The sequence below is a fragment of the Clostridium frigidicarnis genome (assembly GCF_900111985.1).
Classification (GTDB): Bacteria; Bacillota; Clostridia; order Clostridiales; family Clostridiaceae; genus Clostridium_Z; species Clostridium_Z frigidicarnis.
On the sequence record NZ_FOKI01000009.1, the window covers coordinates 47,004 to 71,091 of the forward strand.

Annotated in this window: 30 protein-coding genes and 1 pseudogene; 4 read left to right on the plus strand and 27 right to left on the minus strand. The window is 27.8% G+C overall.

The genetic code is table 11. The annotated features are described in order from the left end of the window. Positions 1 to 2: 2 nt before the first annotated feature. From BM119_RS07405 to BM119_RS07420, 4 genes are all read right to left on the minus strand, one after another. Complete coding sequence (locus tag BM119_RS07405; RefSeq protein WP_090040224.1) at positions 3 to 695, minus strand: response regulator transcription factor; 693 nt, start codon at positions 693 to 695, stop codon at positions 3 to 5. A gap of 192 nt (positions 696 to 887) precedes the next feature. Next, a complete protein-coding gene (locus BM119_RS07410; RefSeq protein ID WP_090040225.1) occupies positions 888 to 2,240 on the minus strand; it encodes a DUF6179 domain-containing protein in 1,353 nt (450 codons plus the stop codon). 6 nt (positions 2,241 to 2,246) lie between these two features. Beyond that, entirely contained in the window at positions 2,247 to 2,714 is a 468-nt protein-coding gene (locus tag BM119_RS07415) for a DUF6323 family protein (protein ID WP_090040227.1), read from the minus strand. Between the two features lie 657 nt (positions 2,715 to 3,371). Next, entirely contained in the window at positions 3,372 to 3,590 is a 219-nt protein-coding gene (locus BM119_RS07420) for a PspC domain-containing protein (protein ID WP_090040229.1), read from the minus strand. Positions 3,591 to 4,496: 906 nt separating this feature from the next. Between BM119_RS07420 and BM119_RS07425 the strand changes: the two genes are divergently transcribed. Then, positions 4,497 to 5,903, plus strand: a complete 1,407-nt coding sequence (locus tag BM119_RS07425) for a peptide MFS transporter (protein WP_090040231.1) — start codon at positions 4,497 to 4,499, stop codon at positions 5,901 to 5,903. Between the two features lie 429 nt (positions 5,904 to 6,332). Here BM119_RS07425 and BM119_RS07430 read toward each other — a convergent pair whose 3' ends face one another. The 10 genes and pseudogenes from BM119_RS07430 to BM119_RS07470 form a co-directional block, all read right to left on the minus strand. Continuing rightward, positions 6,333 to 7,727, minus strand: coding sequence for a L,D-transpeptidase family protein (locus tag BM119_RS07430; protein ID WP_090040373.1), 1,395 nt, complete (start codon positions 7,725 to 7,727; stop codon positions 6,333 to 6,335). A 144-nt stretch (positions 7,728 to 7,871) separates the two neighbouring features. Then, positions 7,872 to 8,639, minus strand: a complete 768-nt coding sequence (locus BM119_RS07435) for a sugar phosphate isomerase/epimerase family protein (protein WP_090040232.1) — start codon at positions 8,637 to 8,639, stop codon at positions 7,872 to 7,874. Between the two features lie 648 nt (positions 8,640 to 9,287). Then, positions 9,288 to 9,677 (minus strand): cupin domain-containing protein, encoded by a 390-nt coding sequence (locus tag BM119_RS07440; protein WP_207647670.1) that lies wholly within the window; start codon positions 9,675 to 9,677, stop codon positions 9,288 to 9,290. 115 nt (positions 9,678 to 9,792) lie between these two features. Next, on the minus strand, positions 9,793 to 10,791 hold the full coding sequence (locus BM119_RS07445) for a GNAT family N-acetyltransferase (RefSeq protein ID WP_090040235.1): 999 nt from the start codon (positions 10,789 to 10,791) through the stop codon (positions 9,793 to 9,795). Positions 10,792 to 10,973: 182 nt separating this feature from the next. Next, positions 10,974 to 11,180 (minus strand): hypothetical protein, encoded by a 207-nt coding sequence (locus BM119_RS07450; protein ID WP_090040237.1) that lies wholly within the window; start codon positions 11,178 to 11,180, stop codon positions 10,974 to 10,976. A 143-nt stretch (positions 11,181 to 11,323) separates the two neighbouring features. Next, complete coding sequence (locus BM119_RS07455; RefSeq protein ID WP_090040238.1) at positions 11,324 to 11,884, minus strand: GNAT family N-acetyltransferase; 561 nt, start codon at positions 11,882 to 11,884, stop codon at positions 11,324 to 11,326. Between the two features lie 111 nt (positions 11,885 to 11,995). Beyond that, positions 11,996 to 12,250, minus strand: a complete 255-nt coding sequence (locus tag BM119_RS07460) for a TfoX/Sxy family protein (protein ID WP_090040240.1) — start codon at positions 12,248 to 12,250, stop codon at positions 11,996 to 11,998. A 354-nt stretch (positions 12,251 to 12,604) separates the two neighbouring features. Further along, the gene (locus BM119_RS19790) at positions 12,605 to 12,742 is read right to left on the minus strand and encodes a hypothetical protein (protein ID WP_177199339.1); all 138 of its coding nucleotides are present in this window, start codon (positions 12,740 to 12,742) and stop codon (positions 12,605 to 12,607) included. A gap of 16 nt (positions 12,743 to 12,758) precedes the next feature. Continuing rightward, positions 12,759 to 13,241, minus strand: a pseudogene (locus BM119_RS07465) (NUDIX hydrolase); the annotation flags it as partial. A 284-nt stretch (positions 13,242 to 13,525) separates the two neighbouring features. Further along, positions 13,526 to 13,855 (minus strand): hypothetical protein, encoded by a 330-nt coding sequence (locus tag BM119_RS07470; RefSeq protein ID WP_090040243.1) that lies wholly within the window; start codon positions 13,853 to 13,855, stop codon positions 13,526 to 13,528. A 155-nt stretch (positions 13,856 to 14,010) separates the two neighbouring features. On the opposite strand from BM119_RS07470, the gene BM119_RS19590 reads away from it, so the two are divergent. Beyond that, on the plus strand, positions 14,011 to 14,250 hold the full coding sequence (locus BM119_RS19590) for a hypothetical protein (RefSeq protein ID WP_143087305.1): 240 nt from the start codon (positions 14,011 to 14,013) through the stop codon (positions 14,248 to 14,250). A gap of 3 nt (positions 14,251 to 14,253) precedes the next feature. On the opposite strand, the gene BM119_RS07475 is transcribed toward BM119_RS19590, so the two are convergent. The 7 genes from BM119_RS07475 to BM119_RS07505 all read right to left on the minus strand — a co-directional run bounded on the left by BM119_RS07475 (position 14,254) and on the right by BM119_RS07505 (position 19,260). Continuing rightward, the gene (locus BM119_RS07475) at positions 14,254 to 15,048 is read right to left on the minus strand and encodes an ABC transporter ATP-binding protein (protein ID WP_090040245.1); all 795 of its coding nucleotides are present in this window, start codon (positions 15,046 to 15,048) and stop codon (positions 14,254 to 14,256) included. Beyond that, on the minus strand, positions 15,041 to 15,919 hold the full coding sequence (locus BM119_RS07480; RefSeq protein ID WP_090040246.1) for an ABC transporter permease: 879 nt from the start codon (positions 15,917 to 15,919) through the stop codon (positions 15,041 to 15,043). Before BM119_RS07480 ends, BM119_RS07475 begins: the two co-directional genes overlap by 8 nt. Beyond that, positions 15,919 to 16,926, minus strand: coding sequence for an ABC transporter substrate-binding protein (locus BM119_RS07485; RefSeq protein WP_090040247.1), 1,008 nt, complete (start codon positions 16,924 to 16,926; stop codon positions 15,919 to 15,921). The genes BM119_RS07480 and BM119_RS07485 overlap by 1 nt, the downstream gene beginning before the upstream one ends. 207 nt (positions 16,927 to 17,133) lie before the next feature. Continuing rightward, the gene (locus tag BM119_RS07490; protein ID WP_090040248.1) at positions 17,134 to 17,553 is read right to left on the minus strand and encodes a HutP family protein; all 420 of its coding nucleotides are present in this window, start codon (positions 17,551 to 17,553) and stop codon (positions 17,134 to 17,136) included. A gap of 128 nt (positions 17,554 to 17,681) precedes the next feature. Continuing rightward, positions 17,682 to 17,900, minus strand: a complete 219-nt coding sequence (locus tag BM119_RS07495) for a DUF4351 domain-containing protein (RefSeq protein ID WP_090040249.1) — start codon at positions 17,898 to 17,900, stop codon at positions 17,682 to 17,684. A gap of 131 nt (positions 17,901 to 18,031) precedes the next feature. Then, the gene (locus BM119_RS07500; protein ID WP_090040250.1) at positions 18,032 to 18,583 is read right to left on the minus strand and encodes a hypothetical protein; all 552 of its coding nucleotides are present in this window, start codon (positions 18,581 to 18,583) and stop codon (positions 18,032 to 18,034) included. Between the two features lie 170 nt (positions 18,584 to 18,753). Beyond that, positions 18,754 to 19,260 (minus strand): 2'-5' RNA ligase family protein, encoded by a 507-nt coding sequence (locus BM119_RS07505; protein WP_090040252.1) that lies wholly within the window; start codon positions 19,258 to 19,260, stop codon positions 18,754 to 18,756. Positions 19,261 to 19,703: 443 nt separating this feature from the next. Here BM119_RS07505 and BM119_RS07510 point away from each other — a divergent pair, with 443 nt between their 5' ends. Beyond that, positions 19,704 to 20,051 carry a DUF6483 family protein gene (locus BM119_RS07510; protein WP_090040254.1) on the plus strand — a complete coding sequence of 116 codons (348 nt, stop codon included), beginning with the start codon at positions 19,704 to 19,706 and terminating at the stop codon, positions 20,049 to 20,051. A gap of 70 nt (positions 20,052 to 20,121) precedes the next feature. Here the strand turns inward: BM119_RS07510 and BM119_RS07515 are convergent, their stop codons facing one another. The 6 genes from BM119_RS07515 to BM119_RS07530 form a co-directional block, all read right to left on the minus strand. Then, positions 20,122 to 21,003, minus strand: a complete 882-nt coding sequence (locus BM119_RS07515) for an aminoglycoside 6-adenylyltransferase (protein WP_090040256.1) — start codon at positions 21,001 to 21,003, stop codon at positions 20,122 to 20,124. 71 nt (positions 21,004 to 21,074) lie between these two features. Then, entirely contained in the window at positions 21,075 to 21,644 is a 570-nt protein-coding gene (locus BM119_RS07520) for a GNAT family N-acetyltransferase (protein WP_090040257.1), read from the minus strand. A gap of 120 nt (positions 21,645 to 21,764) precedes the next feature. Continuing rightward, the gene (locus BM119_RS19795; protein ID WP_177199340.1) at positions 21,765 to 21,905 is read right to left on the minus strand and encodes a hypothetical protein; all 141 of its coding nucleotides are present in this window, start codon (positions 21,903 to 21,905) and stop codon (positions 21,765 to 21,767) included. 82 nt (positions 21,906 to 21,987) lie between these two features. Continuing rightward, a complete protein-coding gene (locus BM119_RS19800) occupies positions 21,988 to 22,131 on the minus strand; it encodes a hypothetical protein (RefSeq protein ID WP_177199341.1) in 144 nt (47 codons plus the stop codon). A 113-nt stretch (positions 22,132 to 22,244) separates the two neighbouring features. Continuing rightward, a complete protein-coding gene (locus BM119_RS07525; protein ID WP_090040259.1) occupies positions 22,245 to 22,475 on the minus strand; it encodes a hypothetical protein in 231 nt (76 codons plus the stop codon). Between the two features lie 126 nt (positions 22,476 to 22,601). Beyond that, on the minus strand, positions 22,602 to 22,982 hold the full coding sequence (locus BM119_RS07530; RefSeq protein WP_242948363.1) for a P-loop NTPase family protein: 381 nt from the start codon (positions 22,980 to 22,982) through the stop codon (positions 22,602 to 22,604). A gap of 454 nt (positions 22,983 to 23,436) precedes the next feature. On the opposite strand from BM119_RS07530, the gene BM119_RS07535 reads away from it, so the two are divergent. Continuing rightward, positions 23,437 to 24,060, plus strand: coding sequence for a helix-turn-helix domain-containing protein (locus tag BM119_RS07535; RefSeq protein WP_090040260.1), 624 nt, complete (start codon positions 23,437 to 23,439; stop codon positions 24,058 to 24,060). Positions 24,061 to 24,088: the final 28 nt, after the last annotated feature.

Here is a 24,088-nt window from a genome sequence, read left to right on the forward strand (position 1 = left end):
TTTTACCAGGTTTTATTTAATCTATAACCTGTCCCCCTTATAGTTTCTATCCCGTTATCTATTCCAAGTACCTGAAGTCTCTTTCGTACTCTGCTAATATTTACGCTTAAAGTGTTTTCCTCCACGAACTCTAGATCATCCCATATTTTCTCCAAAAGCAAATCTCTGCTAATAACTTTGGGATATTTTTCTATAAGGCATTCTAGCAGTATGCCTTCCCTTTTAGTTATAATTAATAGTTCACCTTTAAATTTTATCTCTGACCTTTCCGGATAGAACTTAAGACCTTCAATCTCAACTGTTCTTTCCTCTCCCTTAGCTGCATAGTCTCCAAAGGCCCTTCTTATTTGACTTTTTATCTTCGCAATAGCAACATCATAATAAAATGGTTTTGTTATATAGTCATCAGCTCCGCTTTCTAAGGCCATCACTTGATCCATTCCGCTATCCCTTGCTGATATAAATATTATAGGAATTTTTGATTGTTGTCTTATTTTTCTGCACCAATAAAATCCATCAAATTTAGGTAAATTAACATCTAACAATACTAAATTTGGATTATACTCATTAAATTCTATCATTATATCCTCAAAGCTATCAGCTATCCTTCCATCAAAACCATATTTGTTTATATATTCTTTCAATAGATTGCTTATTGAGGAATCATCTTCTACGATGTATATTTTATATTTCATATTGATTTCTCCCTTATTTTCTACATTACAGAAACATTGGATATTACATACACTATTTACTTAACCTAATTATACTATTTTTCTTTCACCAATTGAACCTATCAAATATAGCTTCTTAAAGTCTTCATCTTTTTAGTATTAAATTAATCACTATTATTTTTTCCATATCTATTTTGCTTCATCATAGAGTATTTATAACTCTATTCTTTCTTTAGCCTCTCTTATTGCTATCTGCTCTTCTTCCCTTAAGCTTAAAATATACTCATTAAATTCATAATACCATTGTTTTTCATATTCATTTTCAAAACTTAACTCAGATATATACTTTGATAAAAGAATAATTTCCATTTTGGATAAGCTTTTAAAGCAATTAATATATTCATCTTCAAATAAACATTCAGCATCCAACATATCCACTAAATCTTCTAAGCTCTTAATGTTATTTTTTATTAATACAATTTTGTCTTTAACTAAAGAGCATTCTCTAATTTCTTCACTTAATTTTTTAAATTCTGAGTTTGTCATTTTTTCACCATCAGTATATTCAAACATTTCATTGCTATCATCCTCATCAAATGATATAAATACTGTTTCTAATCTATTTAATTTTATGCTTTCATTTATTAATGAAGTTATTTTCAATGTAGACTTTTTAATATAAGTTACCACTGCTTCATTTTTAATATCTAAAATTTCAGAGCATATTTTTGCATATTTTAATAACTCTTGTTGTAATTCCTCTAAAGATAAATTTCCTAACTTATTTTTTATCTGCTCTCTATCTAGACTATTAATATTAAGGCTATTCAAATCTTTACCACAAATGATTACTCCTAATGAATTAATTAATACTAGTTCAAATATGTTTATAAGTAATAACTCACACTTCTTATCATAGCCTCTTAATACCTTATTAATTTCACTAATATGAAAGTTGTTACAAAACTCATTTTCTAAACTTAAAGTCTCTAGGTAATTAAAGATATATTCAATACCTATATAGTCCATATTATCAATGTAAAGCTGATAATCTATCGATGCTGGGGTTTCATGAGCTGAAAATAAATCATTATATTCTTTAAAAAACAATGGAATACCATAATCTATAGTATCGCTATATGAATAATTATCAACTTCAAGCTTATTTTCATTAATTTCATGTAACAGCTTCTTACTGTATAATATTTTTTCCTTAATTAAATCATGACCCATTTTTAGCATATCAAACAAGTTTGTATTCTTTATTTCTTCTATTATAGATTCCAGATTATCAAAGGTTTTTAAATAAATTCCTATGGTATAATCAATACACTGTAAAATACTTTCAGCCACCTCTACCATAACTGAACTACTCTCATCTTTTGTGTAATATTTTAAATTCACCTTTAAAAGTTCCATTCTTTCATAATATATCCTGCCTAAAATATTATCATCTAGAAGTTTTTTCTCATAACAATTTGCTAAAACATCCTTGAAAAAACCTTCTTCACTGAAGTTATTCTCTATAGAATAGCTGTATTTTTGTATCTTATTATCCTTCCCCATATTTCATCAATCCTTTTCGTTATCAAGATTTGTATAATCCTTAAAACCATTTCTTATATTATCCGAGATTTTATATAATACTTTTCCTTCTAAAAGCTCCAATGATCCTTGGCAATAGTTATCAAACTTATCCTTCATAATTTCTATTAGTTCATCATCACCTATATAATCTAAAGTTTCATTCTTATAATTATAGAAAATTTCTACAAGTTCATTTATTGTATCACTGTAATTATATTGGGATATATATGGTGAATCACAAAAAGCTGTAACAATCTTGTTTATAATTTGACCATTAAACTCTATTCTTCCACTTTTTTGAAGTGCTGTATTTCTTGTATTTATAATTTCTTTTACATCTTCCTCACAAAACTTTAATCCATATTCACTTGTAATTTCATTACACTGAAATATGTCATTAAAAACTTGTTTCTCTAGTAAGTTGTTTTCAAATAGGTTAATAGAATTTTTCATTTTTAAAACTTCCCTTCAAAAAGTATTGACTTTTACATTCAACTATGATATGATTAGGTTGATATAGTCTATACTTGATTATTATAACATTGGCATTTTTTACTGTCAATGTGTTTTATAGCGTTAAAAGAGTATCTTCGTTCTAGAAGATACTCTTTTTTATGTTTATATCCTATTCTCTTATTTCTATCGCTGACACTAAATTCTTATCTGACTATACACTAACAGTGAAATTGTTGAGTTCCATTATATATAGATAATTTAATCCCTAAAAAATAATTGCACTGTATTCACAATTTAAAGTAATTAAGGCAATTTCTATATGAAGTGTTAAATTGATTTTAATTTCACTTATTTTGTATCTATAATTATAGTAAAATAAATCGTCTTTGCTCTGTACCATTCAATAAATTAGAGGAAAAGTCTTATGAAAAAATATAAAATAGATAAGAGATTTGAATTAATATATTGGATTTTAAGTTACAGAAAAAAGTTTATCAGAACTTTATGGATGACGCCTTTATTTGTTATTATATTAGCATTCACTTGGTTTAATCTGTATAAAACAAACCAAATGATATTAAAAGTGTCCTTGACTTCTTTCATATCAATATTTAATTATTACTTATATAAATCATTTATTTCTCTTTATTTATCTTATACATTAATTTCAAAATTACTTACATCTTCATATTGTTTTTTATTAAGTACAATTGCCAATACAATATATAACAATAATCCTGTTCCGAAAAATAATATTGATACAACCCAAGCAATACGTATTTTTGAAAGCTCTAAATTAAAATATTCTGCTATACCACTACATACTCCAAAAAACATCGAATTTTCTTTTACTCTTACAAGTGATTTTCCCATTTCAAACCTCCTCCTCTCAAATTTTTAAAATTTCTTAACTTCATGATTTAATTATACCTTTTGAAAAAATTTGATTCCATTTATTCACCTTACACATTGAAGAAAAGCCTTGCATTTTTGTCACTTATAATTTCCAACAAATCTCCTAACTAATATCCTAATTCTATTTCTATTTCTATTTCTCCGATATTTTTTGCCGAGTCCATTTATAAGTACTCATTCCACCTAAATTTCTATTCTTCTTAGTAGGTAGCTTCTCTATGCAGCACTAAAGATTTTTAAATTATAACAGCTCCCTTTATAGATATTCTTTACTTTTCTCCCTCCAATATTTAAAACATATTTTAACTAAACAATTTGGAATAATTTATAAAATTTTAAGTTAATACAATATTTTTTACATACTCAAGTCTTTTAAAATCAATTAAGTATTCTATCCGGATTGATAAAATCTGAACTATATGCAAGGATTAAAAACAACACAGGCTAATTATTAAATTCATAATGATAAAAAAAGTTTTTTGACAGAAAAAATGAATTTGAGTGCAAGACTGCAAGAAATATATCGTAATTATTCATAATATTTATTTGTATAAAATACAAAAATGAATAATTATAAAGTAAATATACATTTTTGTAATATAGTTGTCTATTATTCTCTCAAATATTTGTTGTTATAATTGATTGAAAATGAATTAATATCTATAAACGCAATAATAATTGCAAGAAGTTTTTGCTACGAAGGATAAATGTTAATTAAACTTTATATATGTATAAAATTACATAATAAGAAATATAAAAAATAATTTATATGTTCATAAAACTGCAATTTTAGACTTGCAAAATATCAATTTAATTGTTAAAATATACAATATAATTAAAAAAGAATGAAAGAAGAGGTTAACTATGGAACTTAAACAGACAAATAATGAGATGACAAATGAAGTTTCACAAATCAAAACAGGCAAGATGAAACACCCACCAGGATTATATCTGTTATTTTTTACTGAAATGTGGGAAAGATTTAGTTACTACGGTATGAGAGCCTTACTTGTAATGTATTTAACTACAGAGCTTATAAGAGGCGGTCTTGGGGTTGATAAAGCATCAGCATTGAGGATGTATGGTAACTTTGCTGCACTTGTATATCTTACTCCAATAATTGGAGGATATATTTCTGATAGATATATAGGACAAAGAAAAGCTATTACCATTGGTGGAATAATAATAGCTTTAGGTCAATTTACACTATTTTCAAATCAAAGTATGATGGCATTATATATAGGATTATTTTTACTTATAGTTGGTAATGGTTTCTTTAAACCAAATATTTCAACGCTAGTTGGACAATTATACCCACAGGGAGATAAAAGAAAAGATTCAGCCTTCACTATCTTCTATATGGGAATAAACTTAGGGTCATTTATAGCTCCTCTTGTGTGTGGTGCTTTAGCTGAAAACATAATGGCAACAAAGGAAGCAGGAGAAATTATCCATTACGGATTTAGATATGGTTTCTTAGCTGCTGGTATTGGTATGGTTATAGGACAAATATTATTTAACTTGCTATCTGACAAATACCTTGGGAATCTTGGTAAAACAACAGTAGGTAAAGCTAAAAATACTGTAGATAAAGAAGCATTAAATAAACCTTTAACTAAACAAGAAAAACATAGAACTATTGTTATATGTATATTAGCAGCTTTTGTTGTAGTTTTCTGGACAGGCTTTGAACAAGCTGGAAGTTCACTTACTATTTATACTCAAGATTATGTAAATAGAAAAGTTGGTGGATGGGAAATGCCAGTTTCATGGTTCCAATCTCTAAATCCATTCTTTATAGTATTATGTGGAATACCTGTATCAAAATTATGGATTAAATTAGCTAGTAGAGAAAAAGGTGACTTAGGAATTCCTGCAAAAATGGCACTAGGTATGATAATGTTAGGTCTTGGTTTCTTATTAATGGTAGGAGCCGTTATGCAAAGGGGTGGAAATGTAACAGATACTGCTGTAAAAGCTAATATGTTATGGTTAGTAGGAGCTTATTTTCTTCATACTATGGGAGAACTTTGCTTATCACCAGTAGGACTTTCAATGGTTAGTTCATTAGCACCAGCTAAGTTTGCATCATTGTTAATGGGTGTATGGTTATGCAGTAGCTTTATTGCTAATGAAATAGCAGGAATTGTTGCTTCATACACTGAAACTTTAGGACACTTAGAAATATTCGGTGGAATAGCTGTAGTTTCAATCGTTATAGGATTAGTACTATTATCTTTAAACAAGAAATTAGCAGCAATGATGAAATAATATTATATATAGAGAGTACTAGTAAAAGTATCTTACTAGTACTCTTTTTTATTTTGTTCTCCAAATATATGCTTCACCGTACCATAATATTTCATTCTAACTCAGCTCCTTAATTTAATATAATTAAGGATGCAAAGTCTGTTTCAAATCAAAATGAATATCGACGATTATAAATAATTCTATTATATTCTTGTAGTAAAAAGAGATAAAAAAGTAGAACCCTCCTCATCAGAGGATTCTACTTTTTTTGAATTCTTTTCTGCACAAAGTATTATTACCATTGGTTCTTATTAGCCTTTAGCCATTTTATTCTTTTTTAGCCATATTAAATATAACTCTACTTGTTTTATGTCCTGGTAAAAGTTCACCTACTTTAAATTCAATTGCTACAAGACTCTTTAATTTTCTATAAGTCTATCAAATTATAGATTACTCCGTATAGCAAACAACAGGAGTTCCTGATTCAATATTTTCAAATATTGCACTTGCTAAACTAGGAGGTGAATTTACACATCCATGGGAACCATTATTTATATAAATATCTTTTCCGAACTCTGTTCTCCATGTTGCATCATGAATACCTATATTGTCGTTAAAAGGCATCCAAAAATCAACTTCTGTCTTATAATTTTCACCTTTCAATGTAGCTTTTCTTTCTTTATAATTTAATTTATATGTGCCTGCAGGTGTTCCAAAATTTTGGTTCATATTTCCAGTAACAACATCTCCTTCTGTAATAAGAGAACCATTTTTATAAAACCACATATGTTGTTTTGTTAAATTAATTTCTACATACGTATTTCCAATGTCATTATTATCATGAGATACTGCCGTCTGTGAATATATTGGTTCTTTCGTTACATCTTCACCTTTTTTTATGGCTTCAATTAAACTCTTCACTTCTTCAGACTTATTAATAATCCATCCATAGTTCCCACCATATACTTGCACTGTTTTTCCTGTTGATGTAGCAAAAGTTCTTGTTTTTCCAAGTGTATTATACTTAGCAGCTAATGAATCTACATACTTTCTAATCTGTTTCTCATCAAACGTAACATTCATATTTTCATCTGCATAAAGCCATTTATTTATAGTTGAACCATCTATAACTTCTTTATTATCACCAAAGGTATGTGTAATCTTCAGACTTGTATACTTATTAAGAAGATCTTTAGCTTCTTTAGTTTCTTTAGATTTTGAAGTATATTTTGGTGCTTCATAACAATTAGCTTCATCTAGATTTAATGTGTTTCTTTGTTTTAAAATTGCATTTTCCACATTTTCATATACAGAATTTTCTTTTATTTTGTTTCCATTAACTTCATCTATCATATTATACCCTTTATCTGAATATTCAAAGGTAACGTCTTTAGGTTCAATTATCTCTTTACTATTAAAGAAAGATACCTTGTTTAATTTTTCTTTCAACAACTCCTTATCAAAAGTTACTATTTCATCTATTTGAAACTGACTTTTATTAAAAAGTGATGTGATCCATTTAAATGAATTTTGTTTATTTTTAAACTCTTTAATTTTATCATTCCCATTATATGTTAATCCAATCTCTTTTCCATCAATTTTTTCTTTAATCCCATCTCGTCCCTCTACTTCCAATGAATATGTAGAAATAACTGATGATACTTTTTCCTTAGCTTGATTTATAGTTTTAAATGAAACATCAATGCCATTAATTTGAGAACCAAAACAAAAGTGGTTCACGAAAAATACCGATACTCCTAGATACACACAAATCAAAGTACCTAGTCCTATTATAATACCTTTTTTATTTTTATTATTGATAAGTTTATTTCTTTGTTTTTTCATAATAGATATCATTTCTTTAGCCGTCCTTAACATGTAAATTTTTACAAAAACCTTAGTTTTGTTTTTGCATTTCTGAATAACTTTTCCTAACTTATTTTATAAATAATATAGTATACATTAAAATAACCAAGGTTCGATAACAATCTACTTAAAAAGATTATTTTCTTTTATCCATTCTAATGAACTAATTATCTCATGGTATTTATTAAGTTCCAAAACCCATGTTGCATCTTTACTAACTTCATTAATCTTACTTAAAACATCAAACATAGGTATATTTCCATTTAAAATACCATTATGGCTATCTTTTATTCCATCATTATTATGTATATGAACATGTCCAATTCTTTTACCAAGTCCATTTACCCAATCTTCCACTGGAACTTTAGAAAAACAATTAGCATGTCCTATATCAAGACAAGCTGAGAATGCTGGGTGATTTACTCTATCTATAAGGTTTGCAATATTTTCATAACTAGTGTCATATACATTCTCTATATATATTTTTATTGAATCATCCTTATCAGCTAAAAATTCATTCCAAAATTTCTTAGAGTTATCTTCCCAATAACTTCCAAAATATACCATTGGATTAAAGCATGTATGAAAAACTATATGCTTTGCTCCTACTTCTTTTGCCATACAATAAGAACTCTCAAATCTTTCCATGGTTACCTTTCTAATTAAACTATCAAAACTTGCTGGGCATAAATCTAAAAATGGACCATGTACTGAAAGAGAAGGCTTTTCTATTATTCCACCTAATTTTTTTTTATAATTTTTCAAACTTTTTTCCTTACAATCTAGCGAATCCCCTATCCCAAACTCTATTGTTTCTATGCCAACAGTGTACTGTTCCAATACACTTTTCATATCCTTATCATCTAAAAGATGTGATAAATATATATTCATGCATACTCCCCCTCATTTGTTAAGCTTTATACTATTATATAATAACATATAATAGTCACATTTTACTAAAAAAATTACTTATAGCCATTAGAGTACCTGTTCCACTATTCCAAAAAAGAATTTTTTGCTACGCTAAAAAAGCACGAACCTATATGATTCGTACTTTAAGTTACTAAAAAATTACTAAATTAGTAGCAACCAACTTCCTACACTGGCATTACCAAGTTAAGGTTAATATGGTCAAGGAATACAAGTTCTTAATCTCAGCTGGCTAAATCCAGCCCACTGTGTCTTAAATATTTATTTTTACAACTTAATAATACCATATTTGAGTATTGTAAGCAATAATTACCTCAACAAAAAATTAGACACAAAACTAACTACATGCTTTTATCATATCACATATAGATTACGCTCATAACTTTATAATTTTCTTTCAACTATATGCTGAATACTATTAGGTAATTTTAAGATATTCTCCTTTAAAAATAGCGGATATAAATATAAGTCTTTAATTTGTTCTAAAGGTTTCCAACTTAAAACAAATTCATGCTTTCCACATTCAGTCATAAATTGATTGGCTTATTAAAAATAACCAATCTACAGAATGAATATCTTCATTGGTAAAGAGATTTAAACAATATATTCTTAAAAGTCAGGTTCTACAACCACTTTGTCATTTTTGATTATTTCCCTATTTACGTTACCTGATGGAACCATTCTGAAAACGATAAATTCAGCCCAGTTGTTTGAATTATTTTCAATAACATGTATGGATTTTTTAACCCTTGCTAATGAGCCCTTAACTAATGTTTCATGCATAAATTTCTCATTTTCTTTCCACATAATGTCCACTTGTCCTTCAGTAACCACCAATACTTCTTCTATTATTTTATGTAAATGCCATTCTTGTTTAGAGTTAGGTGGTATTCGATTTAAATGAACTTCAAATTCATCAAAAATATAATAATCAACATTAGTTTTATTTCCCTTAGTCACAGAAATCGAATCTAATTTTGTAAGAATATCTACTTCCACTATAAACACCTCTTCCTTTCTTTAATTTAATAGAATTCCACTAATTTCATTCATATGTGTCTATATAAGAAGATAGGGAATTATATATTGGTTGCACCTCTATTAGAAGTATGCTTTACAACTTTTTCTTTAAAAAATACTCTACTATATCATTTGGATAATCATCCAGTTTTGCGAAAACTGTATATCCGCATGCTTTATAAAACTCTGGGGATTGAAAGCTAAACGTGCAAGTATGAGAAAATACACAACCATTGTCTTTTGCTATTTTCTCTGCTTGTAAAATAAGTGATTTGCCGAATCCCTTTCCTCTGTACGACTCATCTATCCACATTACATCAATATACATACATAAATTAAATGTGTCACATAATATTGCTCCAACGGTTCTGCCACTTTCCTTTAAATATATATTTATACTGAAGCCCGGCTTCTTTAACAATCCATGTGTATTTCTCACATTATGCTGAAAAAGTCCCTTGCAGACTATCTTAGTATCTTCTTGGTTGTAGGTAGTGGTCATTAAAATACCTTCAGATAGAGATTGATTAAAAGCAAATCCGCCACTCTCCACATTACGAGCATATAGCTTATCATTTAGCAGTTTTATAAGCTTATTAATATCCCAACTAAATACATCTACTAATGCTTCTTTCCTACTTGAAGTTTGTATAACCTGTTTAATCACTTCCCCACCAAGATATATATAAAACCTATTTGATTCACTATCATGCCAATTATAAATAATTAGTTTGTCTATTCCGTATTCAACAAATTCAATCAAAATGGTTCTTATAAGCTTTAATCCTAATGCTTTTCCACGGTATTCTTTTTTTATAAATAAATAATTTAATTCTACTCCATGTTCAGCATCTTCCTTTTCAGCTAGACTTCCACCTACATACCCTAAAAAATTATTTCCCTCAAAAGCACCATACATACGTCTAATATCATCACAATTCTTATCCTTTATCCAATTGGAGACAACCTTAGTCTCCTTATCTACATTCATTGAGTCATATGGAATAATGCCAGCAAAGTCATCATTCCAGCATTGATAATTTAGTTCTACAGCCACTCTTAATTCTTCATCTGTCAGCTCACGTATTATCATTCTCTCACCTTCCCGTAATATAAATGATTTTTACTATATAATATTAATTTTATATATCCATTAGTTTTCAAATAAAAAGAAATCCACAAATGTTCCTTCTTCATAGGATATCATGACTCTTTTTTAGTAACAGAATCATAGGCTTTATCTAGTGTACTTAATATTTGAACCTTATTTACACTCTATTTATTTTCATGTTCCCAACAATTTTTAAGGGCCTTATTTACAAATTCCATTATTTCACCTTTAGTTTTTTCATTATTTGTAGCAGCTACAACGTCTTCAAGAACCATATCCACTATACAAGCTAACTCTGATAATATAGCACCTGCATTACCAGATATCTTCTTTTCTGAAATTTCTTCGCCTTCTATTTTTATTTCTATCATTTTTTTGCACCCCATTTATATTAAATATTTGAAAACTCCATTACTGAAGTATAACAAGCTCTTTTAATTATATAAATCTTTATTGAACATCTACCATATTATTTTACAATGAATACTCCCCTTCTTTTCAGATTATAGTATATTTATTCAACTTTCGGATTTAATAAAATCATGTGAAGATGGTCTTCCCATTTTCCATTAATCTTTTGATACTTTTCAGATAAGCCTTCATTTTTAAAGTTAAGTTTTTCTAACACTTTTAATGAAAATATGTTTTTAGGCATTACTGTAGCCTCAATTCTATGAAGTTTATATTCGTCAAACATAATTTCTATTCCTTTTTTTAATGTTTCTGTCATATATCCTTTCTTGGTTTCACTATAATCAATGCTATAACCTACATAACATGATAAAAAAAAGCCCTTAATTATATGACTAAAGCAAATTGTTCCAATTATCTTTTCAAAACCTATATCTGACTTTTTAAAAATCCATACTCTTAATTGATTACCATTATTCATATCAATTAATTCCTGCCCTATTGCCTTTTTACGATTTTCTATTTTATAAAAGTTTTCACTTCTTAAAGGATCAAATTCGCTTAAATGTTCTCTGTTTCTATTAAAATAATCTAATACTAATTCAGCAAATGAGCCATCTATCACTTTTAAAACGAGCCTTTCTGTTTCATATACTTTATACATAGTACCCCCCAATAATTTTTTAGTAATTAGTTTTATTCATATTATATTAATAAAGTATTGTGTATTAAAATGTGTTCCATAAGAATACTGATATGAATTTATAGAATTTAATTATTTAGACCCATTATAAAACTCTTTTAAATCATGTTTTATTTCATCTGAAAGATTATGCCATCTAATCCCTTGAATAGCTCCTTCTAAAGCACATAAACGATTAAAACAAGCAGAACTATCTATTGCTTTAATACTTATCCATGCCTTTTTACTTCCAATCTGTTTTAGCTGATCAAATGTTTCTATACCAACTTTATTAAGCTGCCCTTCTAATTTTTTACCTATATTAATCAACTTAGACAATTCTCCCATAAGTATATCCTCCTATTAATACAAATCCATAAGCGTTTAATTTTAAAATATATATCTGCAAATTTTTATGAATTAACACACTTAATTATTTCCTCTATATTTTATTTTTTTGTAAAACCCACTGGATTATCATAACTATCTAGCATACCTTTTTCGTCAGGTGTCAAGTCCTTTATGTCTTTTTAAGCTATCTACAACTTCAGCTTAATCATAAATTCCTATATAGTAAAATAATAACATATACTACGTATGAGATGTTATAAAAAATGTACTTATAATCCTATCTATAGAGCTAGCCTTTCTCCTTTAGCCTAGGATTCGTTCACGCTATATTCTTAAAACCAAATAAGAGATTTAAAACATAAAATAAAAACTTGTTAGAATCTGTAGTAAAAAAGGTACAATAAACATAAGTATAGTTCCTGTAATTAAAACAACAAGACATAATTCTACACCCACAAATATGTCTACTGGTACTAACATAGTATCCATATTTCCAGCTACCGCACTAGCAATTGGATCCCCCTAACTTAAAGTTAATATATTTTCTCATTGCATTAATGTGCATAGGATAAAAGAGATTTTCATTGCTATCTAGCAATTCTTTTAATTCCGTCAATTTAATCCATCTAATATTTATAGATTCATTAGATTCTTTTAGTAAATTCCCCTTTGCTTTACAAATAAATGTTTGCAACATAATTGAATATACTCCACTAAGATTCTGAGAAGAATAAAATGGATTAAAACTAATTACAGTGTATCCATTACACTTACATTCAACAACATCTTTTTCTCCTTCTATTTCTGTAATTGTTAATCCTGTTTCTTCTAATACTTCTCTTCTTAATCCCTGAAAAATATTTTCATATTCTCTAATTTTTCCTGCCGGTATTTCCAAAAGACCATTTTCCAAAATGTTATCTTCTTTCATACGTTCTTGTATTAATATATAATCTTCACCATTTTCATTTTCCTCAATAATTGCGCCTACTGCAGGCTTTGTAAATACTTTTTCTCATTAACTCCTCTACTTGAAATCCCAAACTAGTTAATAAAGCTAAAGAACCTGTATTATATTCTTGTCTTTGAATAGTGGCTTGTTTCATTAACGTTTTTAATATAAGAAATGTAAAAAAGCCTTTGCTTATAAGTAAGTTCAGTATTTTCTAATACCTCAGTTACTTCTTCTGCAATAGGCTCTTGTACATTTTTTCTTCATTCTCTTTTTGTATGGAAACCTTTTCTGTTTCGTTTATATTTAAAAACACTAGTTTAAGCGTACTTTTTGCTTATGGTTTCTATTTCTTTTGTAAAGTTGTCTATTATTTTTTCCTTTATTTCTTCAACAGATAAACTTATGCAATCAGCTTTTTCAAACATTATATTATCATTGTATATATAATTTTGAACAAACTTTCCAGTATCCAATTTATAATAATCAATCTTAATAACTTTACCTAATACAACAACTGTTATATCATCATTGCCTAAGTTTATAGAAATATTTTCCCCAATACCTTGATATTCTCTAACTAACTCCTCTAATGCAGTTTCTACATTTTTAACTGTTTGTCCTCTGTATTTTAGAGTATTTATTTTCATATACATCACCCCATTTATATATTTCTATATTTCACCCAATATTCCTTCTTTTTTACATTATTTCCTTTTTTGCAGAGTATATTTTTCTTTCTACTAATCTTTGTCGTGCTTCTCTGTATTGAAGAATTGCAACCATTTAAACCAATACATATAATTTGCAAGATATTTCGTTGCAACGCCATGAGAATCATTATTCTAAATTTAAAGAAAAACCCACTTCAGAGGATGAGAAAAAATTATCTTATGTCTATGATAAATATGTATATACGTTTGAATTTGATGAACAAAAAAATATAACTAAAGTAAACTTTGACATAATGGAAACTAAAATTAAATATAGCAAGAAAAGAAGTAAGGCTCAGGTGCCTTACTTCTTCTCATCTTTTAAAAATTAATTTTTAAGAAAAAAGAGTTCTATCACTTAAAATATCATTATCCTTATTTTCATTAAATAATTTTAATATTTTATCTATAGTAAGATTTTTCTTCTCATCCTTTGATACATCTAATACTATTCTTCCTTCGTGAAGCATAATTAGTCTATTTCCAACACTTATGGCATGTTTTAAATTGTGAGTTACCATTAATGTTGTTATATTTTTTTCTTTTACTACTTTTTCTGTAATATTTATTATATTTTCAGATGTTTTAGGATCTAATGCAGCTGTATGTTCATCTAAAAGAAGAAGCTTAGGATTAGATAAAGTTGCTATAATTAATGACAACGCTTGTCTTTGTCCCCCTGATAATAAACTCACTTTAATATCCAATTTATTTTCAAGTCCTAAATTTAAATCTTTCAAAAGTTCTTTAAACATTTCTATGTTTTTCTTTTCTACACCTTTTGTTAAATTAAATCTCTTGTTTTTATTATATGCCATTGATAAATTTTCTAATATGGTCATAGATGGAGATACCCCTAAGGAAGGATCTTGAAATACTCTTCCTATAACCTTAGTTCTTTTAAATTCCTTTAAACTTGTTATACTTTTATTATCTAAAATTATATCTCCAGAATCTAAGGGTAAAACCCCTGATATTATATTTAAAAGTGTTGACTTTCCTGCTCCATTACTACCTATTATAGTTATGAAATCTCCCTTATTTACATCTATATTAAAAGCTTTAAACACATCTTTTTCATTTATAGTTTTTTTATTAAAAGCCTTATTTAATTCTGTTATTTTAAGCAACTTTCTCTCCTCCCTTGAATAAATTCAAACTTCTAAACTTAAAAGAAATTGAATTTTTATTTAATGTTAAAGCTAAAACTACAATTACACATGTAATTAACTTTAAATCTGTTGGAGGAAATCCAAGTTTCAGTGCTACTGCTATGCTTAATTTATATAGTATAGACCCTAATATAGCAACTGTCGTAACATTGAACTTAACCTTTTTGAAAATAGATTTTCCAATAATTAAAGATGCAAGTCCTATAACTATGGTTCCAGTACCCATAGATACATCAGAGAACTTCTGATATTGTGCCATTATACCACCTGATAATGCAACTATAGAATTTGATAACATAAGTCCTAAAATTTTAATTTTACCCACATCAACTCCAAGTGATGTTACCATTTGTGAATTATCTCCAGATCCTTTTAATATAAATCCCATCTTGGTTTTAAAAAATAAATCCAAAGCCACTTTTGTTATAACACAAAGTGCTCCTAGTATTATTACTGGATTTATAGAAGATTTAAATATAGTATTTTGATTAAATAAAGGTAAGTTAGCTTTTCCCATAATTCTTAAATTTATAGAATATAATCCTATCATAACAAGTATTCCTGATAAGATATTTGTTATCTTTAGCTTAACATTTAGTATACCTGTTATCCCCCCAGCTACAGCACCACCAACCATAGCTAAAAGTAATGATATAAATGGATTAAACCCATTTATTAAAGAAACTGCACTTAAAGCAGCTCCAAGTGCAAATGTTCCATCAACAGATAAATCTGGAAAATCTAACATTTCATAGGTTATATATATCCCTAAAGTCATTATTCCAAATATAAGTCCTTGCTCTAATATGTTTAAAAGAATGTCTGTCATTAATTGACACCTCCTTTAATCATAATAGCCTTGTCCTTTAAATCTTCTGGTATTTGTATATTCATTTTTTTTGCAACATCTTCATTTATAGTTAATTTAGTTTCTTTTAGACGCTCTATAGGCATATCCTGTGGCTTTTCACCATTGATTATTTCCACGGCCATTAATGCTGTTTGAAACCCTAATTCATAGTAATCAATTCCATCTGTTGCCAAAGCTCCAGATTCTACATGAGCCTTTTCTCCACCTATTATTGGTATATTTTTTTCCAAACACATACTACTTATAAGAGGCATTGATGAAGCTATAATATTATCAGTTAATGTATATACAACATCTACTTTTGAAATTATAGAGCTTAATGCCTGTGAAACATCATTTGAACTACTTATTCCACGTTCTACAATTTCAAGATTATGTTTTGAAGCCTCATTTTTAGCATTTTCTAATTGTACCTCTGAATTAGCTTCACTTGTATTGTACAATATTCCTACTTTTTTACTATTTGGGATTAACTTTTTCATAAGATCGAATTGCTTATCAATAGGAAGCATATCACTAGTTCCGGTTACATTTGTTTCTGGTTTTTCCATTGAATTTACAAGACCTGCCTTTGCATGATCTGTAACTGCTGTTGCCAAGATAGGAATATCCTTTGTTGCATTAAAGCTAGCTTGTGCCGCTGGCGTTGCTATTGCTAATATTAAATCTTTTTTGCTTGAAGCAAAGTCATTAGCTATAGTTTGTGCTGTAGGTATATCTCCTGCTGCATTTTTAAAATCCAAATGTATATTTTCACCATCTTTGAAGCCCTTAGACTCCAGTCCTTCTTTAAATCCTTTAAATGCTGAATCTAAAGCCGGATGCTCAACTAATTGAACTACTCCTATGTTTAAGTTGTTTTTAGAAGAATCAGCTGTATTTTTTGAATCACCACAGCCTACTAGAATAGAGGTACTTAAAACCACCGTACCTAAAATTAGAGATAAGAATTTCTTTGCTACCATACTACCATCCTCCATGTATTTAATTATAATATTTAAAATAGCTATAAAAACTACTATTTTACTAAACTTCTCTACAAATACTACTGTACTACCAATCTACAATTCTACTATGCTACACATTAAGGAACCGAATTCCTTTTAGTTTTTTATTATCATATACTATTTAAAAAGCAATGTCAATAATTAATATTAAATAATTAAATATATTTAATAAATATCAGGTATGGACCTATGTGCTAAACCTACTATAACTTCATTTAAATGTAGTAAACCTGCACTTAAAAATATACAAACACTTATATGTTCTCCAGCACGAGCTATACCTATTTTCCCTCCAACATTTAATCCATATGCCTTTTGAGAAATTTGCATTAATGCTTCCTTAGTGGCTCCTGCAACTGCTCCCTCATGTATATGACATTCTTTTATTACTCCACTTCTTTTTGAAGCTACCAAAGCTCTCTCTATAATTTTTACTGTTGATTTTGAAAAGTCTCCTCCTATGTCTACAGCTGTAGCTAAAACACCTTTATCCTTAAAATTTTCTATAAGTTTTTCTTCGTCTGCTCTTGATGATATAGCCATCTCCATAGAAGCTTTTGCTATTTCTATACTTTTATGTTCCACAAGAATCAACTCCTTAAGACTTAATTTACTATTTAGTATATCATAATTTCAATTTTCTATCTAATTTTTACTTTTAATATTTATTATTTTTAAGCAAAGAAAACATTTAAATAATGTAATTTAGTATATTAAAAATATTGTTCTAATTCTTCAACTGAAGTTAAATCAAATATATCAGTTGCAATTGCATCTACTGTATCTTCAGGAAGAGTTTTTATTTTTTCTTTATATTCATTAGGGATTTTTTTTAATTTTTTCATTAATAACTTAATTAAAAGCTCTGCTTTTCCTTCTTCTCTACCCTTTTCTAATCCCTCTTGTATTAAACTTTTACCAAGTTCAGTCACCCTTAATTCCTCCTTTATTTTTTCCAAATCTTCTTAAGTTTAAATACATTCATTTTAATCTATGGGTCTGGTACTATCTTATTATCGCAATTTATTTATACTAAATAACATTCTGCTACATAGTATGTTCATCATTCACAGTTCAAACTTTCAATAAAACTTTCAATAAACCTTTCAGATTCTTTTGATATTCTTTCATACTCAATATCATGGATATAATGGGCACAGTCTAAATAGATTATTTCTCCATTTTCAATGTTCTTTATAGTATTTTCTTGAAAACTTATCCATTCATATTCATTCCAACCAGTTCCTTGACCATTAGATGAAAACATTAATATTGGAATATTTGGCAGTTCATTTTCTGCGACTTTACTGGCATTTATTTTTATTTTTTCAACCCCATTTATCATTGTTTTCGTAGCAGTTCTTCTATAAAAAATCACTCTATATAATTCCTTTTCTTCTTCTGTTAATGTACCATATTTTATGGCATCACTTTCTGCTAAACCTGAAATCAATCTTGTAATTCCAACATTAGATGCAAAAGCAACTAACTTTATCATTGGCATATTAATATTGTATTCTCGATAAGCCCCAGGAACAGCCATATCTAGTCCTACGATTGCTTTTACTTCGTCAGGATATTTTTGTGCCCAATATAATGCTTCAATCCCAGACATTGAATGTGGAAATAAAATAAATGGTCCACTGATTTCACAGCCTTTGTAAGTGCCTCTCTTGTTTCAGCTAGGACAGTATCAATATCTCTATAAATATCTACAACATCACTAAAACCATCCCCTGCCTTTTCTATTACTACAATTTAAAGAAAAGAAAATTATAAAATTTATTATAAATCAAATGAGAATTCAATTATAGAATTTTCATTAATATCAATATTTTCTACATATATTTTATCAATTACTGTTTCAAAACTTTCGCTATAATAACTTAATTCATCAACTGCTTTATCAAACTCAATCTGTTCATTCAACCTACCAACAGTTAAATGAGGACAATATGTTGCTTTCCTATATAAAAAGCCATCTAATATTCCACTGTATAATTTATCATGCAGTTCAATTATATGGTCATTTCCCTTCTTTATATTAAGAAACAAATACCCATCTCTAAAATCACCTGTAAAATCCTTCAATTGAATACTAAACTTTTTTATGCCTTTCAACACCTCATTAAAATGCCATTTTAACTCATCAGTTGATATATCACTATCAAATGGGAAAACAATAGTGATATGTGGTGCAATACAATTTGCAAGTGGATCATACTTTTCTCTTATACTTTTAATAGTATTAATATTGTAGAAACTTGGAAATAAAATTATTGACCTTTTCAAAAAATCACTCCTAACAAAATCTCAACACCTTTAAATAGCTTGTGAAAATATACATTTTCCTAAGAATGTCTCATCCTTCACTTTCACCTCTCACCTTTCAAGTTTTAACTACTAACATTGCTTAATCCTGTAACAATTACTACCAGCCCAGGTATATTCAATTTAATCCCTCTTCCCTTATATAAATATATGTGATGCATTATAGCTTAACTTATGTGTATTTTAACAATATAATTATAAAATGCAAATTAAATCCTATCATTATTTTTCTCCCAAATTCAAATTTTCCTTTATATTTTAAAAGTCTATCTAAAAATTCTTTTGATTTGAAAACTTTTTTTTGTTATTGTAAATTGTGTTATAATAGGTATAATATACAACTATGATATTACAAATATTTAATAAGTAGTACGTATATTATTAATAAAATAAGGTGGAGTGTTATGGATCTTGAAGAGCTTATCAAAGGAACTGCAAAATCCCTTGGAAAACTTATTTTTAATAAAAAAGAAGAAAGTAGTGAAAGAGTTAATATTGATCAAATGACTTCAGCTGATATATTCAAAATAATCTATAATAAAGCATTTCATGAGGGCAATTATAATAAGGCAGAGAATTTAATTTTTGATGAATTAGAAAAGAATAATTCACCTGAGGTATATGAAGTTGCAATTGAATTTTATAATTCGTTACTAAAAAAAACTGATGAAGAATTGAATAAAAGCAATTTTTCAAGAAAAGAAATTTATCAGGGGTTACATGATATACAAGAGTTTAAGACTGATTTATAGAGTAACTAAATAATGATTTACAAAGTCTTTTATCTTCAACTTTTTCTATGAAGTACAGAGCCAAATTTAATTAGTAAATTGCCATGGCATCCTTTGGTAAGTCTTTGATATATTTTATAAACTCAAAGCTTCTTTTAGCTTCATCATAATTATATTCATATCCAAGTATTTTACCTACTTTTGGTGCAGACTCTTGGAACAACTCACATGTTGTAATCAATGCATTCCAAGAGGAATCATAATCACCCATATTAAAAGTCTTCATGAATCTTGTCCATACATTTGAATCTAAATATTCTTTTAAATATTTATTTGCTTTTCCCATACTTACTTTAAATTCTGTTTGAGTACCTACGTACCAAGATAACATACTTAATAATTCTTGTCTTACATAACTATTCATCACTTCTATTGTAAAAAGAATTTCTTCCCTCCAAAGTCCTTTTGCACAATATGGTGCTACCCACCAAAAATTATTACAGCGACTAAAATATTGTCCATATGTAGGTTTTTCGACCCAATAATCTTGGTCAGATGGTGGTGAAATTTGTGATAAGCAATTATCTTTATCAAGTAATGGAAAAGTCAATTTATCATTTCCGTATTCCTTCATTAGCTCCTCCATAGTCTGAATATGCAAATCAATTCTATTTCCATCTGTAAACTGCATTAAATATGTATAACCATTTTTAAAATCAACATGTCTTCCTTGTATCTTATCAAGCTTATCAGGTTCCTGAAAAATAATTGGTTCACCAAAAACACTTATCCAACCTTCATCATTTATAAAAGATTCTGTTTCAGTAACCACATAAACAATGTCATAGTCCTGAAAAATATCCTTTTTTACATTAGGATTTGTCCTAGAACCATTCATATAGACTGCTCTAATTCGATTATCTCTATTTGCAACACCTAATATTAAATCAAACATTTCCTTTTCTGTTCTCATGATAATACTCCCTTTTGTAACTTTCCTATATTAATAATCTTACCACTCAGGGACACCTATAATTCTTATATTTATATTAGTATTTCTTCTTCGTGTAATTCGATAAATTCTCGTTTTAAAATTCTCATCATAACAAAATCAGAATATTGATAATTGCAATAATAGCCTTCTTCCTGTATTCCTTCTTTCTTAAATCCAACTTTTTCATAAAAATCCAATGCCCTATGATTAAAACCAACAACCCCAATAGCAATTCTATTAAAGTTCAAATGTCCAAAAGTATAATTCATCAAAAGATTGATGGCTTCTGTTCCATAGCCCTTATGTTGGCATGTAGGATCAGGAATAGTAATGGTTAAATCAGTAGTTCCCCATGCTGGAAACATTCTTAAAAGTCCTGTTTCCCCAATTATCTTATCATCTGATTTTCTTACAATTGCAAACCAAATACGATCTTCCTCTTTTCTATCAATCATCTTTTCTACATCCAAATAATTAATAGGAGCAATATCTCCCCTTTTTAATCTGGTTTCAAAATCATTGTACCAATAAAGAAGAAATGGAATGTCCTCTTTAATAAAAGGTCTAAGATATATATTTTTTGATTCTAAAAATTTAACACTTTCCTTTAATTCTTTCATATTATTTCCTCCTAATCAAATTATAAATAAACTTAGTTTCACAAAATATGTTTAATGGAAGCCATTTTAAGCTTCCATCAATTAGTATTATGTATATGTAAATTTTAAGTATTCTTAATTCTAATTAAAATTGCATACTTCATTTGTATTACTACTCTTAAGTATATTCTTTGAATTTTTATTTATATTTTTAGGTTTATGTATTAAATATATTACCTTTCCAACTTCCACCAAGTAAATATTACCTTTTATTTTCTCCATATTTCTAATCCCCTCTTTATTTAAACTTGTATTAAAAACAATACCTAGAACGACTCTAGGTATTGTTTTTCTTTTTATTATATTAATCAGTTATTAAAGAGCCCTCTTCAAGTTTCCATTTTCCATCTTCTTTTATTAAAATTACAGGAACAATTATTTGTTCTCCTGATGGGTATGTTCCAGCTATTGTAGCTCTTATAACATTATTATCATATTCTTTTTCCACTACTGAACTAAACTCTCTAACAAAAAAATCACCTTGTAGTATCCTTACATAAACTTTATTATTTTCAATTTTAAAATGTGGTCGTATCTTTGTGTCAACATATTGTCATCCTGTTACATTGTTCCATCATCTTTTAAATAGTACCACTTACCACTTATAAAGTCCCATCCAATTGTGTTGCTTCCATCTGCCTTTTGGTAATACCAATTTCTGTCTTTCTCACCCCAACCTTGTACACTTTCTGCCGATACTACAGCATTTACTCCATTACAATTTTTAGCTAAATCTATTGTCTTTGAACTTATTACCCCACTTGTAACAACAGTTGTAACTATTAAAACCATTATTAATTTTTTTTCTCATATTCTTCTCCCTCTTTTTGACGAAATAGATATTTTGGTTTGTATTACTTATATTACCATAAAATCTATAATACAGACAAGCCTCTTAAACTACAAAAAGATTTCTTCTTATAGAATTTCCTGCATAAACCTCTTGTTCTTCTCTTTTCCCTGTATTTTTCTTATGTCTTCACCCTCGTTTTCTATAAAACTACACATTTTAACTAATCTACTAAAGGTTCTTTCATCATATCTTTCCTTAAGCTCACTAAGATTAATATTTGTTATTATAATTACTGGAAGTTTACTAGCATTTCTTTTTTCTATAATTTGATATGTTATAGCTCTTGTCCATCTATTGTCTTCCTCTGTCTCTAAATCATCTAAAATTAGTAAATCTGCATTTTCTAAAGTGTTAAGTACTGTAAAAATCCCTTCTTCCCCAAAATTTCTTCTACTTTGACTTATTCTCTCTGTAAGGTATATTGATCCAACACATATAACTGACACAAACCTTTTTAGTAAATAATTAGCTATACAAGCTGAAAAATAACTTTTCCATTACCTGGTCTACCATAAATAAGAATTCCACCTCAATATAAAAATATTTAAGCACTAATATTTTCCTTTGTATCAACAAATCACCTATGCCTTTCTTCACAATATAACATTGTAATATAATCATTTACAAATCTGATATAATTGTAAAATTATTGTTTTATATCATTTATTATGGTAAAGTTGTATTTAACGTATAGTTTTTTCTATTTATTGACATATTAACGTCTTCGACGTTATACTGTTTATGTAACTAATTCTTAAGTTTCAGATAAAATTTAAAGTTATAAAGATATATTTTTATCTAATATTTAAGAAAATTTATTTATTATTTTTAATGCTGTTATATACTATTAATTTATAATTTTCATAAAAATACTATAAAAGATTTTGGTGGGTGATTTAAATGATTTTAAGTAGAAAAGAATTAGGAAAAATAATTAAAAAGGCAAGAAAATTAAAATCTGAGGAAATAGGTAGACTTTATACTCAAAAGATGCTAGCGGCTGATTTAGGTAAATCTCAAAGTTATATTGGAGATATTGAATCTGGAAGGATATATCCAAACTTTGTGCTTTTGAATCAAATATCTGAAGCATGTGGAGTTTCTATAAGCTTTTTTGACACTAATGAAGCGTTAGATGACCACATAAATACATTTCTTAATAGCCAATTAGTTGATGTTGGAGAAACAGAACTCTATACACTGAAAAATATTATGAAAAAGGACTCTAGTTTAACTCTAGAATCTAATTCAGAAATTGCTTCCAATTCAGAGATAACTTCTGATTCAAAATTATATAATGAATACAATTATATATTTAAACATTGTGTTCAGGATTATGTAGATAATTTATTAATTAATTTATCTAAAACTCCTGAAGGCGCTATAGGTTTTATGATTAGACAATCATCTATAGTTAATTCTCTTGGATTTGATATAGATAAACTAAACGATATTGAAAAAGATAATTTAAATAATGATATAATAACTTATTTAAAATTACTTAGCTATAAGTATAAAAAATAAATTGTCACTTGAAAATTGGGGGTTGATT